We start from the raw sequence: 16,527 nt of genomic DNA on the forward strand, positions 1-16,527 counted from the left end.
TCATTCCACGCTTTACATACTTCATCAACAATATTGTCATAGCCTTTAAAACTTCGGTTAGCTAGGTGATGTTGCCTTAACCAGCTCTACACTTGCTCTATTGGATTTAGTTCCGGTGAGTATGGTGGCAGTTTTATTATTGAAACGTTATCCAAGCGTGCATCAATATTATCAACATGCCAACCTGCACCATCCATAATAACAACGACATGGCTATTACTGACAGTGGCTTTGGATATCGGTAACAAATGTGTTTTCATTATCTCTTTATTAACAAATGTAACAACCATCGACTCATTAGCACCATTCGTTACACAGACTGAAAAATAGGTATGCATACTCAAATTGTTGCTGCTTTACTGCCCCTGTTTCTGCCCATAATCGTGTTGTTGTATTTTGTTGGTTAAATCTCGCTTCATCTTGAAGCCATATATCAACAGATACTAACGCAATATGCCCTGAGATCTTAAAGATCGTTTTTATTTGGAATTTTTTAAAATGCTATTGAGCATCTTTATCCTGCTTAGGGTGTTTAGAGCGAGAGGTTATCCAAGAAAACCTTAATTTGTTCAGTAGGTAATAAATAGAATCGGGGTGGTATGCTTTATTAAATTCACGCTAGTTCGAGTCACTTTAATTGCAATAGATAAATCAATTAGATCATATTTTCACTTAGATTGGTATAATCAAGGCGATGAATATCACAATGATATTATCGCCTTTAACAGACAGTTACTAAACTAACTACTTATTGCAGAAGGACTTTAAAAGTAAATCAGAAACCATCGGACCAATCTTCAATAACGCTTCGCTTGATAAAATATCATCATGTGAAAATGGTAATCTGAATTTCTCTAAATCTTTAACAAAAGGTGCCCAAGACTTAACCTCATCCCAACCTTCAGGAAGTGTTTTTTCAGCCACAAACAAATGTACTTTTCCTGAATAACTTTGTGTGGTTGCCTTGGATAATAAACGCACTGTATCATCATAATTAGCGACAATATCATTGAACATTTTGTCTTGTTCTGCCAGAGCAACTTTGTCAGAAATATCATTTTCGGCAGCGGCGAAGAATTGGCGCTTTTCACGCTCCACCTCCTCCCTTGCTTCATCTTCTGTCGGGCGTTTCCATTCTTGTCCTTCCGGTGGGTAAGTATCTAATAACCCAACAAAAGCTACCTGCTCACCCAACCTTTCAAGCTTAGCAGCTAACGCAACAGCGACGGTCCCGCCAAATGAGTACCCCAAGAAATGGTAAGGACCTTCAGGTTGTAACTCTTTCAATGCATTAAAATAGTGGTCAATGGCTACTTCCATATTTTCACTAACCGCCACAGCGCCAGTAGGTCGAGGTGATTGTAAGCCGATGATTGGATAATCGCCTTCTAGATATTTTGGAAACCCTGTGTATTGCCATGAAAAACCAGAGCCCGGATTGATACAAATAAGCGGCGTTCCGTGTCCTTGTCGAATAGGTAAGATATGACCAAAACCTGCATTTTCAGGATCATTACGTAATGTTTCATCAACCAGTACAGAAGCTAACCCTTCGATAGTAGGTGAAACCATTATCTGCCCAACTGATACTGAAAGCTCTAAACTGACTCTTAGTTCAGCAGCTAATTTCATCGCCATTAATGAATGACCACCTAGGTTAAAGAAACTATCTTGTGCTGAAACATCATCAATATTTAATAACTTTTTAAAGGCTTGCGCGATAGTTTGCTCAACCCCAGCTTTTGGTTTCCTGCCTTCACTAGATTGGATTTGCTCAGGATCGGGCAATGCTTTTTTGTTTAACTTACCATTTGCACTCAGTGGGAACTCATTAACTGCAATTAAAGCAATTGGAATCATGTGTGCGGGTAACATGTCAGACAGCTCACTTAACATTTCTGATGCAGTAAATAGTTGCTCTGATTTGGACTCGTTATTGGCAATATAATAAGCCACCAGCTGTCGGTTATCTTGAAGTTGTTCAGGCATTGGTTGCTGTAAAATACGCGCATCAACAGCTACTTTTTTTACTTGATCAAAACTTAATAACGCTTGCTCTATCTCTCCTATTTCAACCCGTAAACCACGAATTTTTAATTGATCATCAGTTCGTCCCAAATAGACTACATTGCCATCTTTTGACCATTTAGCAATATCACCGGTGCGATACATGCGCTGACCATCTGCTTGAGGGTCTGCAACAAATCTATCCGCTGTAATGTCCGGTCTATTCAAATAACCATTCGCGAGCTGTTGACCAGTTAAGTACAGTTCACCAATACAATTAATACCAACTGGACGCAGTTGGTGATCTAATATTCGCAGTTGTGTATTCCAAACCGGTAAGCCAATAGGCACTTCTGTTAACATATCGTAAGTCGCTTTATTGGCAGGGAAGTAAGTGACATCAACTGCCGCTTCAGTAGGCCCGTATAGGTTATGTAAAGGTTTATTACTGATCCCTTCAAATTGTTCAACTAACCTAATTGGTAGTGCTTCACCACTACAAAATACACGTTTTAATGTGCTATTTAAGGCTGATAATTGATGAGACTCTGATGCATGTTCAACAAATGTTGCTAACATCGAAGGAACAAAGTGTAAGGTGGTAATATTTTCTGAAACGATAGTATCTAGTAAGACTTGTGGATCACGGTGAGCCTCTGGTTCAGCCATAAATAAACAAGCGCCCTCAATTAATGGCCAGAAAAATTCCCAAACTGATACATCAAAACTAGAAGGCGTTTTTTGTAAAATAATATCATCATCGGTTAGTTGATAAGCATCTTGCATCCATAATAGTCTATTAACGATGGCTCGATGTGAAACCACCACGCCTTTTGGCTTGCCCGTAGAGCCTGAAGTATAAATGACGTAAGCGGGATCCTCACCTTGAATGGTTTTCACAGCATGCGTTGGCGAGGCTTTCTGTTTGCTCTGATCCATTAACAAGTTATCGATTAAAATAATGTTAAGTGATAGTCCATTAAATGCAGGCTTAGCAAACCTTGCAACTTGCTCTTTTGTTGTTACTAAGCGTGTTACTTTTGCATCTGATAACATAAATGCTAATCGCTCATCAGGGTAACTACTGTCTAAAGGTAAATATGCAGCACCTATCTCAATCACAGCTTGTAGCGCAATACTCAATTCACAGCTTCTTGGAACGGCAATGGCAATGAAGTCTGTAGCAGAATTATCGCTACTGTTTTCCTGTAATAAACCTTGTGCAACACTGTCTACTTGTTGTCGCATTTGCTGATAAGTAAATGATTGATTTACGTCTTTTAAAGCCAGCTTAGTCGGTGTTTGTTGCGCTTGTTGTTGCAATAAATCACGTAAAGAATTTGCTTTTACAACAACCTCTGTCTTATTTACTTGGTTGATTAGCTTTTGATCTTGCTCTGTTTGTAACGATAATTCTGCCACCGACAGTTCTGAGTTTTGCACTATTTGTGTTAATAGTTGAATAAAGCGTTGCGCTAACTGTTCTGGTGCTTCTACTACATCCCTATATTCAAATAGAATACGTATATTATCGCCTGGCAGTACTAATATAGTCAGCGGATAATGTGTATAGCCCCGATTTTCAACTTGCTTAACATTTAATCCACGGTATGTCTGAGTAAGAAACTCTTGGTCGGCTGGATAGTTTTCCACCACTAATAATGTGTCAAATAGATTATCAACGTTTGCAATACGCTGGATTTCACCTAAGCCTAAATTGTCATGACACATTAACTGAATTTGCTGATTCTGTAGTGCTAATAACTGAGTCAATACTGGTTGGTAACTATTAAAGTTAATAACGACAGGTAAAGTATTACTGAACAAACCTATTTGTTGGTCAACTCCGGCTATTTCATTAAATCGCCCAGAAACAGGGCTACCAAAAACTACCTTGTCACGTCCGCACATAGCACCTAGCTGCACGCCCCAAACACCCTGTATTAAGGTATTCAACGTGACGCCATGTTGTTGACAATAACGGTGTATCTTAGCAGTTAACTCAGTATCTAAACTGGTCTTTAACTCCTTAACATCAGAAGTGGATTGAGGATAAACCAGTGTTGGTATTACGTCGCTAAGAGCCTCTTTCCAAACTTGCTCAGCCGAATCAGTTGATCGGCTGGCCATTTCAACTAACACATCTTGGTAACGGATAGTTGCATTATCTATCGGCTCAGATTTACTCACATAGAGATCAGTATAATGAGTAAATAAATCACGTAATAAAATAGGTGTAGACCAACCATCAATAATTAAATGGTGTGCAGTAATGAGTAATTCATATTGTTTGTCAGCAACTTTAATTAAATTAAAAAACAATAACGATGGCAGTATTTCACTTTGCACATTTTGATCATTAAGCTCAAATACTCTATAAGCTTCGTCCATTTCTAAAGAATATAAAGCACGTTGTTTTTCCACGTCATTTAAAGTGCTTAGGTCCAATGTTTGCAAAGGAGCATATTGTTTCGCAGAAGATATTGAAAGTTCAGGGATAATTTGTATGGCTTTACCTGTTAATTGCACATCAAATTGTGCGGCTAATTGTGGATGTTGAACAATTAATTTAGCAATCGCTTGTTGTAATAGTTCAGTTTCAACTTCACCTTCAATGCTTAGCTTAGTAGTAAAACTATATTGGCTCTCTTCGTCAGCAATTTGAGCATGAAATAAAAGCCCTGATTGTAAAGGTAAAGTAGGCAGAATATCGGCTTGTTCACCATAATGCTGTCGAAGTGCTTTATACTCTTGTTGATTAAATAGACTCTTTAATACTTTTGTTCTGGCATGACTTTTATCTAACTGTTCATTAGCTATTTGCTGTGTATCTTTGGACGTGACCTCAATCTCTTTCATAGCCTGCAACATTTTTTGCGCAGTTCTCTCTTGAAAAATGACTTGTGGCCTTAACTCATAGCCTTGTTTATGTAGTGCAATACTAAGGCGCATAGCGCTGATACTGTCACCCGCCATTTTGAAAAAATCGTCATCAAGTGCAACACTATCGATTTCTAATACAGAAGCCATTTGCTCACATAACAACACTTCTTCCACAGTGTTAGCGATTAATGCCCCCTGACTTAACATAATCGGTTTAGGTAACGCTTTTTTATTAATTTTACCACTCACTGTCAGAGGCATTTTATCCAAAATAGACACAACAGAAGGCACCATATAACTGGGTAATGTCGTATTAAGCTGTTGTAAAATATGAGTAACAACTTGCGAATCATCACCTAATTGGTGCTCATTCAATGTACAGTAGGCTAATAAACGCTGATGGTTATTACTTTCCTCAACAATAACCGCCACTTCTTTGGTTATCGCTAAACAAGATAAAGCTGATTCGACATCTCCTAGTTCAATGCGATATCCACGAATTTTTACTTGGTTATCGCAGCGCCCTACAAAGATTAATTGCCCCTGTGCAGACCAACGTACGATATCGCCAGTCATGTACATCACATCCCCTTCAATAAAAGGATTGGCTACAAATCGACTAGCTGTAATATCGGGTCTATTTAGATACCCTGAAGACATATTGTCACCAGCAAGATACAACTCACCATTAACACCAATAGGTACAGGTTTTAGTTCCTTATCAAGTATATACAACGAAGTATTGGCAAAGGGTTTACCGATTTCAACATCAGCAGTTGCTTCAGTTATCTGCTCACTAGTTGCATAAACGGTAAATTCTGTAGGACCATAAATATTATGCGACGCGATAGGACTGTTTCGTAAGGTCTGCCAAAGTGAAGGCGGCACTGGTTCACCACAAATATCCATTAATTTGGGTTGATGTCTCCCCTCTTCACATAATCCTGCTTGTACTAGTTGCGTCGCTAGTGATGGAGCAACGGCTAAAGTGTCTATTTTATCTGCTTCAATAGAAGCTAATAAAGAGAAAACATCTTGCTTTACATTGTCAGAATAGAGGTGAAGTTTATGGCCTAATGCCATTAAGATAATAGGATCCCAAGAGGTATCAAAAGACAGTGACCCAGTTAATGCTACATTTAATTGTTGTTTATCAGTGTCAATAGTTGGGTAAATTTTGTCTTGCAAAGCAACAATAAGGTTGATTAGCGCACCATGCGAAACCATCACACCTTTAGGTCGACCTGTAGATCCTGAAGTATAAAATATATAGGCAAGTTGGTCTTTTTTAACATCCGTTTTAGCGGCAGCTAAAGGTGTTTCATAGCATGCATCAAGTACGGTTAATGTCGGTTTATCATCTAAGCAAAGGGTTAACACTGTGTTTGGTAACAAATGTTTATTGTCAATTGTGCTTAATGCCAGACTAGGGACTTTATCTTCACACATCATGGCTAAACGTTCAGCTGGATGTCCCAAATCTAATGGTAAATATACCGCCCCTATATTCATGATTGCAAAAATAGAAATAATAGAGTCAATACTTCTCGGCACGGCAACCGCAACTAAGTCCCCAGCCTTCACATCGTGAGAAAGTAACAAACGGCTTAACTGGTTAACACGTTTATATAAACCATCAAAACTTAATGTACGGCCTTCATGAATCAGTGCCGTATTATGCCCTGCTTCATTAGCTTGTTTAACCAGTAGCGAAACAATAGTTTCACCATAAGGTCTGGTATCAACTGAGGGTCCATTTGACCACTTTGCTAATTGCAGTACTTCTCCAGAAGTAACCATTGAATAATATTCTAAAGCGGGTTGTAAATTAGATGCAGCATTATATGCATACTGCGATAATAAATTTAATAAACGGTCGCTATGTAATTGTAATTCAGCTTGATTGTAGCGTGTAGCATTAGCAGAGAGCTCTATTGATAATTTGCCTTGGAGTAAATAAACACCGAACTCGATATCTTCAATCGGTCCAGTAGCCACTTGATGCGTAATACCTTTTACACCCGCTAAATCAAGTTGGTAATCAAATAACTTACAGTTTAACGTCGCACTATAAAGTCTTTCTTTGTTTCCTGCTGCGCCTAAATCTCGTTGTATTTGTTCAGCTTCGTATTGCTGATGGCGTCTAATTTTCTTGATTTGTTGCGTAAGCTCCTTAATACACTGTTCAAAGGTATATTCGGGTTTTACAGTCATAATTAACGGGAGTACATTGACAGACGTACCCAATGTCGTTAAGGCTTGAAACCCCATTCGCCTCATTAATGGGTAACCTATACATTGTGTCTGTTGACCAGTCAGGTTCGCTAAATAGATAAATACTGCTGTACTAGCAATATCTGTTAAGGAAAAATTAACGTGTTGATTCATTAATTCAGCAATGTCATCGGCTATAACAAACTGCTGTCTAATTACTTCAGTATTAAGCCCGTCGGCACTGGTAGATTGACGATAGGACAAAGAATTTGCGGTAATATCTTGCTGACAATAGGTTTTCCAAAACTGCTGATCTCTGCTTTTTTTATCACTTTTATCGTAAGCAATATATTCCTCAACCACTGTTTGATAAGAAGTGAATGATGATCCTCCTATTTCTTTGCCAGCGAGCAATGCTGAATAAATATTACTGATGCGTTGTGTCAATGCAGTAAAACTAAAACCATCTAACATCAAATGATGGTATCTCTGATACCAAAACCATTTCGATTCACCATCTTCATTAGGCAACTTAAATACGATATGACGAAAGCGATTCTCTACAGCATTTGCTCTTGGAGCTTGGTCAATATCATCTTGCATTATCCGAAGAGCATCATCAGCATGATTATTCGTGTTTGTTAAATCAATAACATCAATATCAGGTAACATCATATTATCGAGGGATTGTTGTATTTGCATACTGCTCTCAGCCTGAACTTGATAAACAGTATGTACTGTATCAGCTTCCTTTAAGCCGAGATGGATGGCTTGATTGAGTCTATCTACATTGATATCCCCTAGTAGTTCAACATACTGAGCAACAGCAAAAGTATTTTCCTTTGCAGCTAATTGATCCGCCACCCAAATCCCTAATTGAGGGCCAACAATAGGTAGAGACTGTGTAATAGAAATTTCTCTCGAAGTAGTATTTGGCAAAATGACATCCTTAAAATTAATGATGTTAAAAATTGATAGCAATTAACGTCTATTTATTAACCGTTAATCAGTTCTCTCTTAAAAAAGTATCAAAATACTGGGTTATTGAGATGGCTCAGATATTAGAAATTCCACACATTTCTCTCTTTGTTCCGGGCCAAATAAAATTTTCCATCCCTTTGGTACATCAGAAAAAGTTGGCCATAAGCTCTGTTGTTGCTTTTCATTAATCAAGACAAAGAATTGATGATCTGTGTTATCAAATGGATTGATATATTCGTTTTGCATTTTTTATCCTTAAAACCTTAACAGGTTGAATTGTTAAACCATTAACGGTTGTTGTTAAAAGTGACAAACTACTAAAAATAATGATTATCACTATCATGTAAAATTTAAATATAATGATGCCTAAATAGAAATAAGCATTTATAAAAATTATTTAGGTATCAGAACGATATTAATTTGATTGATTAGAGGAAAAGTTTTTCCTCTAATCCTATTAAGTTAGTTTTTAACTGTATTAGCGCTTTGATTGGGGGAATTAGTTACCAGCGACTCATGATTTACCCATCGCCACAGAATAATTGGAGCTGCAATTGTTAATACAATACTGATCACAGCAACCCAATCCATACCAATAATCTTATTATCAACAGTGGTAGTTAATAATGCAGCCGATAGAAAACCAGCAGCGCCAGAAGCTACATTACTCACGCTGTTATTAATAGACATAAATGCAGCGCGTTGTGGTGGTGCAGGCAGATGACTAATAATACTGGTTGTTACACTCATTCTTACTGTACTAACCGTCATCATTAATGCAAAAAGAATGAACAATGTATTTACTTGCGGTGTTGCAATAAATATCAGGTACAGCGTTAGCGCAACCATTAATGCGCTTACCAGATGTAACTGATGGCGAACCCCTTTATCAAACAACTTGCCGGTAAATTGCAAAATAATAAAACTAGCAATACCACCACCAAAATATAATGTAGACATATCTTCTCGAGGAAAGCCCAAGTTAAACTGGAAATAAGCTGAGAAATTACTGATGATTAAAAAGTGCGCAAGTATCTGAATAGCAATAACAAACAAAGCTATTTTAACTTTTGATTGCGATAATAACAGTGAAACGGCTTTCTGTTTTGCCACATTTTCAGATTGAATGTGCGCAGTCATTGAAGGGAAAATCAACGCACACAACACTGCGAGTACAATCCCTAACCCACCAAATATCCAAAAATTAATTTGCCATGAAAAATACAAAGAAACCAATAACGACAAGGGTACCATTAAGATCGCAGCAATCGAAAAAGCACTGCCGATAAAGGCCATTACTCGGCCACGATTGGGCGGTGGCGTCACATCAATCACAGCAGCCATCAAGACTGATGAAGCGGGGCCAGTAAAGCTGCCCGATAAAGTAAATAGAATAATTAAGGCTAAAGGAGAGGAAGCAAACCCACAGGCGATTAAGCACAACCCTCTTAATAATAAAAACAGAACCAATATTGATTTTCGATCATATTTATCAAGCTGGTCAGCCAATAACCAAGTTAACAGCGCAGACCCAAACATCGCGCCGCCGATTAAATAACCAATATGTGCGGGATTAAAGTCAATACTCTCCACTAAATCTGGCCCTAAAGGGACCACCATCATAAAACCGCCAAGCGATATTATATTAATCAAAAAAGCTAATCTAACCACCCAATTACTGGTTGGATTTACTGCGGTATTTTCTGTAGTCATAGACTCATCCTGAGATAAAAATCAAACATATATACAAAATATTTTTATCGTACTTTGTAAAAAAGAAGTGGATTGTACACACAAAACAATTTCGATCGCAAACGATAATAATTATTAATTGCATTGATCTATTGTTGAAAATAATGCTAGCATTTTATACAACTCATCATTCTTAAAATAAAAAATAAATATTGAAACTTAGTGCAAAACTTGATGACTAAGCTAAATTTTATTTATATAAATTAATTACTTATGAGTTTCCACTGATTTTAAAAATAAGCATTCAGTTTAAAGGGGAACCTAATAATGAATCCTAAAAACATTGATCAAAAAAATATTGAACAGACGACCGATCAGTCTGAAATACAGTTTATTTTCACTTCTCAGCACAAAATATTAACGGCAACTGGTGTTAAACAGACACTTTCAAATGAAGGATTGAACACACCAGATTTTATAAAATCTGTTAAAAGTCATTTGCAGAAGTTAAAAATAGCTGGCCATGAAAATCCCATCGCAATCGGTTCCATCCCGTTTGATATCAACCAAAAAACTGAGTTTTTCATCCCTAATAATTGCCTATTTTCTGATGATTTTCCTTCCGACACTTCTAGCCTTGAAACTGACACCACTAAACTAATTGCATTGTCCCAAGTTACTGGTGAAAAACATTTCAAAGGTGCGGTTAATAAAGCCCTTTCTTTATCTGAAAATACACAATTAGATAAAGTCGTCTTATCCAGAGCCATTGATGTGCAAACGGAAGGGACTTTAAACGCACAAAATATGGCTCGAGTTTTACATCAACAAAACCCTTCTGCCTATACATTTTCAATTCCACAATCCAATGGCACTACGTTAGTTGGTGCAAGTCCTGAATTATTGGTTAAAAAACAAGGTAATCAAGTTAGCAGCAACCCTTTAGCGGGCTCTAGGAAAAGAACAAACACAACAAAACAAAATAAACTACTCTCCGAAGAGTTATGGTCATGTACAAAGGATCGTTTTGAACATAAATTAGTTGCAGATGCGGTATATCAAAACCTAAAACCATTTTGTAATGATCTAAACAATCCTAAAGCACCATCTATCATCGAAACATCGGCGATGATTCACTTATCGACCAAAATTGATGGCACGCTATCATCTGTAAATACCTCAGCTCTTGACCTTGCTTATGCACTCCACCCAACACCAGCAATTTGTGGCACACCTGCTAATTTAGCGAAAGCAACTATTCAACATTTAGAGGGTTATGAGCGCGCACAATTTTGTGGGGCGGTCGGTTGGATGGATGCAGACGGTAATGGTGAATGGGTTGTTACCATCCGTTGTGGAGTTATTCAACAAAACTCAATTCGACTCTATGCTGGAGCTGGCATAGTTCAAGGCTCAGATCCATCTGCTGAATTTAGCGAAACAGAAGCAAAACTAAATACCATGCTAACCGCACTTGGTTTTAGTGCTGCGAATGAACCTCAACAACCAACACAGACGATGGCAATCTAATGACAATTAAATTCACTCAATGGCCAGAGCAACTCGCTGCGGACTATGTTAAAAAAGGGTATTGGAATCACCAACCATTAACCCATATTATCGATGGTCAACTGACGGATAACAGGCATAAAACAGCGATTATTTGTAACAACAGATCTTTCAGCTATCAAAAAATTAACGCATTAAGTGATCAACTAGCAGCTGAAATAGCGGTGAAAGGCATTCCAGCAGGTTCAACAGCTTTAGTACAATTACCCAATAGTGCCGAGTTTTACGTTGTATATTTTGCTTTGTTAAAATGTGGTATTGCAGCAGTTAATGCATTATTTAATCATAGCTCTCATGAGTTAAACGCATTTGCTAAACAACTTAATCCTGCTCTCTATATATTATCTACCGAGCACGCTTTATTAGAGAATAAAAAACAACAAAGCACATTATTAGAAAATTTAGCACAACACGGAACAGATAATTGTGAAGCTCTATTAGTATCACCAATCTCTACGGTGAATGGTAATGAACTCGTTGATATGCAATGGTTTGATGAGCAAGCAGTATTACTATTAAATGGCACACGCGAAGAAAAAATTAATCGACAAACTGCTGCGGATCAAGTTGCCTTCTTTCAACTTTCCGGAGGAAGTACGGGGACGCCGAAACTCATCCCTCGAACACACAATGATTATTATTACAGCATAAGACAAAGTGCAGTGGTGTGTGAACTTTCATCTGACTGCATCTATTTATGTGCCCTACCTGCACCACATAACTTTACACTTAGTTCACCAGGTGCCCTGGGCGTCTTTTTTGCTGGAGGTACCGTTGTAACAGCACCCGATCCAAGTCCAACGACCTGTTTTGCATTAATAAAACAACATAAAGTCAATATGACTTCCCTAGTACCACCAGCCTTACACCTTTGGATCAATGCAGTTTCAGACGCTCAAAATTGTAAAACCGAACAACTAGCTTCACTTAATATGATTCAAGTTGGCGGCTCAAAGTTAAGCACGACTATTGCAGAAAAAGTCAGTGACGTATTGGGCTGTAAATTACAACAAGTTTTTGGGATGGCTGAGGGATTAGTCAATTACACGCACTTAACTGACAACCAATGGCACATCACTCATACACAGGGCAAACCTATGTCACCTTGTGATCAAATTAAAATTCTCGATGAGGCAGGCAATCCGGTAAAACAAGGTGAAGTTGGCGCTTTATGGACACGAGGTCCCTACACTTTCAGAGGTTATTACAACGCCCCTATTGCTAATAGCCGCGCTTTTGATAAAGAAGGTTTTTACTGCAGTGGTGACCTAGTTAAACAAACTGAAACCGGCTACTTAATAGTAATGGGCAGAAACAAAGATCAAATTAATCGTGGTGGGGAAAAAATTGATGCACAAGAAGTAGAAGAGCTTATGTTACAACTTTCGTCTATTTCAGATGTGGCATTAGTTGCCATGGAAGACCCGGTGTTAGGTGAGCGCAGTTGTGCTTACATCATTAATAAATCAGATATCAAAGCCAGAGATGTTCGTCGCTTCTTAAGAGAACAAGGCGTTGCAGCTTACAAAATTCCAGATCGTATTACCTTTGTTGAAACACTACCTAAAACAGCCGTAGGTAAAATCGACAAACGTGCTTTACGCGAATTCACTTCTCTACAACTTACTGAATAACAGGATAATTATGTCTATTAAATCACTTGCCGCTTATGCATTACCAACCTCAAAAGAGATCCCAGAAAATAAAGTATCTTGGCCTTTTGAACCAAACAAGTCAGCTTTATTAATTCATGATATGCAACAATATTTTGTCGAATTTTATGGTCAAAATAATGCTCTAATTGACCAGGTAGTAAAACATATAGCGGAGCTTAAACAATACTGTAAAGCCAATAATATCCCTGTGTATTACACCGCACAGCCACAACAGCAACCTGAAAGCGACCGAGCCCTACTCAATGATATGTGGGGGAAAGGCTTACCCGCGCACCCAGAAAAACAACCTATTATTGACGCTTTATACCCTGACCAAGACGATATTGTGTTAACCAAATGGCGCTACAGCGCATTTTACCGTTCTCCGTTGAAAGAGATGATGGATAACTCATCACGCGATCAACTACTTATATGTGGTATTTACGGTCACATCGGAGTAATGCAAACAGGTGTTGATGCATTTATGAATGATATTAAGCCATTTTTAGTCGCCGATGGCATCGCTGACTTTAGTCGAGAGGATCACCTATTAGCGCTTAACTATATTGCTAGAAATGCAGGAAGAGTCGTTAGTAAAGATCACCTAATCAACACGCTAGCTGGCTCAGAACATAAAGAATCATTTAGTAAATCAAGTTTACGTGCACAAATAGCCCCGTTTATTGAAGATGCAGATGAGTTGCAAGATGACGATAACTTGATGGATTTTGGCTTGGACTCTGTAGCTGTAATGACCTTAATTTCTAAATGGCAGCAACAAGGTATCAATACCAACTTTGTAGATCTAGCCAAAACGCCAAGTGTTGATGGTTTCTGGAAAGTTATTTCACAATCATCAGGAATAAAGGAACAAGCATAAATGAGCAGTAAATTAAGCAATGCTCAGCAATGGCAGAATAAAACCGTATGGGTAACAGGCGCCAATCAAGGTATTGGCGCAGCAACCGCACAAAAGTTTCTGGAATTGGGTGCTAACGTGGTTGCTTTTGATCAGCACTTTGATCAAACCAACGAAGACATTACTCAAATCACCCTAGATATCAGTAACGAACAAGCGGTAAGAGAGACTTGCCAATCTGTATTAACAACAGGTGCAACAATCGATGCATTAGTGAATGTTGCAGGTATCTTGCAGATGGGCAAAATCACCGAGTTAACCACTGAACAATGGCAACGTACTTTTGACGTGAACGTATCTGGGGCATTTCATATAATGCAGCAGGTAATTCCAGTGATGAAAGCCGCTAATTCAGGGGCAATTGTGAGCGTTTCATCGAACGCAAATCATATGCCTCGTATGTCAATGGCTGCTTACAGTGCCTCCAAATCCGCATTAACTAATTTAACTATGGTGGCGGGTATTGAGCTTGCTGAATATGGAATTCGATGTAACGTGGTTTCCCCTGGCTCGACACAAACCCCAATGCAATGGTCGTTATGGCAAGATGAAAGCGGTGAAGAAAATACCATCAATGGATTTCCTGAGCAATTTAAACCAGGTATTCCCCTAGGTAAATTAGCGACACCGGAAGATATTGCTGAAACCGTTGTATTCCTATGTTCCTCACAAGCCAACCATATAACATTACAAGATATTGTTATTGATGGTGGTGCGACGTTAGGGAAATAATATTACAGTGTTAAATATGAAATGTGCCAATAACATTTTAATAGATAACCCAACGTGTATCGATGCAGATTCTGTATCGATACAACGCAAGGGTCATTTAATTATTGCCAGTTGTACTTTTTCATCAGCTCGATTTAACGATAAACACTTCAACATGTTAGATATCGCTTTTCCCTCTATGTTAAACAAAGCCGTTGCAAAACGTAAAAGCGAATTTTTAGCAGGTCGTTACTTAGCTAAAATAATCATGAAACATTTACAGTTTCAAGATAAAAATATCGGCATTAATGAGCACAAAGCGCCCGTTTGGCCTCAAGAATTGCTTGGCTCTATCACTCACTCAAGAGAAACAGCACACTGTGTTATCACTAAGTTACAGAGCCATAAGTATATAGGTATCGATGTCGAACATTGGTTAAGTACTGAAGATGCTAATAGCTTGATGAATAACATTGTTTCTGATCAAAATGAATATCAAATCCTATTGCCCTATATTAATTTTGAACAAGCAATTACTTTAATTTTTTCAGCAAAAGAAAGTTTATATAAAGCGATCTTTAAAGAGTTCGAGCACTATGTCGACTTTCATGTCGCCAAGGTAACAAAGGTAAACTTTAATACAAGACTACTCACCTTGACTTTATGCCAAGATCTATCAAAGAAGATGTACTCAGGTCGAGAATTTATTTGTCAATTTAACTTTTGCAAACAATCAGTAACCACTTTAATAAGTGATTAGTCAAACACAGTAATATTAATGATTATCATTAGTATAAAATAGATGGATTTCACTATATAATCATTTTATTTTTTCAAGGTGTTACATATGATTCGATTGCTTGTCCGCCCTATTTTAATCATTTTCACAGGGCTTGTCCTAGCAAGTTGTGGTGATTCACAAGAAAGTAGCTCAAGCCTAACAATCGGCCAAGTAGAAAAAAATCCTTCTGGCTGGCCTCGATCTATGATGACTTCACAGGGCTTAATAACCCTTAATAAACCGCCACAACGTATCGTATCTACCAGTGTGACTCTATCAGGTACTTTACTCGCAATAGATGCACCTCTAGTCGCTTCAGGTGCGACGATGCCTAATACCAACGTTGCTTCAGAAAAAGGATTTATGCGTCAATGGGACAGCATTGCAGATCAACGTGGTGTAAAAGCCTTATATCAAAGTGAACCTAATGCAGAAGCAATTATTAAAGCGCAACCTGATGTCATTATTATTTCTGCGACTGGTGCTGATTCGGCAATGCGTTTATACGATCAAGTAAAAGATATCGCACCAACACTAGTGATTCGTTACGATAATAAAAGTTGGATCCAACTAGCTCAGATGTTCGGTAATATATTTGGATTAGAGACTCAAGCCGAATCAGTGATCAACTCATTTCAACAACAAGTACTTAACACCAAACAAAATATCACACTGCCTGCGCAACCCACTTCTGCCATGGTGTACACCTTAGATGACAGCGGCGCTAGTATTTGGACAAATCAATCAGCGCAAGGTCGCCTACTCGAAACCTTAGGATTTACGCTGGCAACAATCCCTGAATCAATCAAAGGTGACATTAGTATGGGAGTTCGTAATGATATTATTATTGCTAAAGGTGAACGATTCCCAGACGCTGTGACAGGAAACTCTATTCTATTGTTTGCTGCAGAAAAAACGCTAGAACAACAAGTATTAGCTAACACTTTTCTACAAGATAATCAGGCTGTTAAAGCCAAGCAAGTCTACGCTGTCGGAAACGATACTTTTAGACTCGACTATTACAGTGCCAGTAATTTATTAACTCGCCTCCAGTCACTGTTTGGTAACAAAAGTAATGACTAATAGCCAAACAAAACACAGTGCTGCTAGTCGAT

General features: G+C 38.1%; 10 protein-coding genes and 1 pseudogene. 6 read left to right on the forward strand and 5 right to left on the reverse strand.

Annotation, left to right across the window (positions count from 1 at the left end; all coding sequences use genetic code 11):
• Positions 1 to 86 precede the first annotated feature (86 nt).
• The 5 genes and pseudogenes from V5290_RS16605 to V5290_RS16620 form a co-directional block, all read right to left on the reverse strand.
• A complete protein-coding gene (locus V5290_RS16605) occupies positions 87 to 338 on the reverse strand; it encodes a transposase (protein ID WP_333388447.1) in 252 nt (83 codons plus the stop codon).
• Positions 339 to 501: 163 nt separating this feature from the next.
• Positions 502 to 606: pseudogene (locus tag V5290_RS17565) on the reverse strand (winged helix-turn-helix domain-containing protein); the annotation flags it as partial.
• Positions 607 to 744: 138 nt separating this feature from the next.
• The gene (locus V5290_RS16610; protein WP_333388386.1) at positions 745 to 8,043 is read right to left on the reverse strand and encodes an amino acid adenylation domain-containing protein; all 7,299 of its coding nucleotides are present in this window, start codon (positions 8,041 to 8,043) and stop codon (positions 745 to 747) included.
• 102 nt (positions 8,044 to 8,145) lie between these two features.
• The gene (locus tag V5290_RS16615) at positions 8,146 to 8,331 is read right to left on the reverse strand and encodes an MbtH family protein (protein ID WP_333388389.1); all 186 of its coding nucleotides are present in this window, start codon (positions 8,329 to 8,331) and stop codon (positions 8,146 to 8,148) included.
• 216 nt (positions 8,332 to 8,547) lie between these two features.
• Entirely contained in the window at positions 8,548 to 9,798 is a 1,251-nt protein-coding gene (locus V5290_RS16620; protein ID WP_333388391.1) for an MFS transporter, read from the reverse strand.
• A gap of 306 nt (positions 9,799 to 10,104) precedes the next feature.
• On the opposite strand from V5290_RS16620, the gene V5290_RS16625 reads away from it, so the two are divergent.
• The 6 genes from V5290_RS16625 (at position 10,105) to fepB (ending at position 16,495) form a co-directional block, all read left to right on the forward strand.
• Positions 10,105 to 11,307 (forward strand): isochorismate synthase, encoded by a 1,203-nt coding sequence (locus V5290_RS16625; protein WP_333388394.1) that lies wholly within the window; start codon positions 10,105 to 10,107, stop codon positions 11,305 to 11,307.
• A complete protein-coding gene (locus V5290_RS16630; protein WP_333388397.1) occupies positions 11,307 to 12,980 on the forward strand; it encodes a (2,3-dihydroxybenzoyl)adenylate synthase in 1,674 nt (557 codons plus the stop codon). The genes V5290_RS16625 and V5290_RS16630 overlap by 1 nt, the downstream gene beginning before the upstream one ends.
• A 10-nt stretch (positions 12,981 to 12,990) precedes the next feature.
• Positions 12,991 to 13,881, forward strand: coding sequence for an isochorismatase family protein (locus V5290_RS16635; protein WP_333388400.1), 891 nt, complete (start codon positions 12,991 to 12,993; stop codon positions 13,879 to 13,881).
• Complete coding sequence (dhbA, locus tag V5290_RS16640) at positions 13,882 to 14,652, forward strand: 2,3-dihydro-2,3-dihydroxybenzoate dehydrogenase (RefSeq protein ID WP_333388403.1); 771 nt, start codon at positions 13,882 to 13,884, stop codon at positions 14,650 to 14,652. It begins immediately after the preceding gene.
• A 16-nt stretch (positions 14,653 to 14,668) separates the two neighbouring features.
• Positions 14,669 to 15,391, forward strand: a complete 723-nt coding sequence (locus tag V5290_RS16645; RefSeq protein ID WP_333388451.1) for a 4'-phosphopantetheinyl transferase family protein — start codon at positions 14,669 to 14,671, stop codon at positions 15,389 to 15,391.
• Positions 15,392 to 15,478: 87 nt separating this feature from the next.
• Positions 15,479 to 16,495, forward strand: coding sequence for a Fe2+-enterobactin ABC transporter substrate-binding protein (gene fepB / locus V5290_RS16650; RefSeq protein WP_333388406.1), 1,017 nt, complete (start codon positions 15,479 to 15,481; stop codon positions 16,493 to 16,495).
• Positions 16,496 to 16,527: the final 32 nt, after the last annotated feature.

Origin of the sequence: Psychromonas arctica, assembly GCF_036697365.1 — a bacterium.
GTDB classification, from domain to species: domain Bacteria; phylum Pseudomonadota; class Gammaproteobacteria; order Enterobacterales; family Psychromonadaceae; genus Psychromonas; species Psychromonas arctica_A.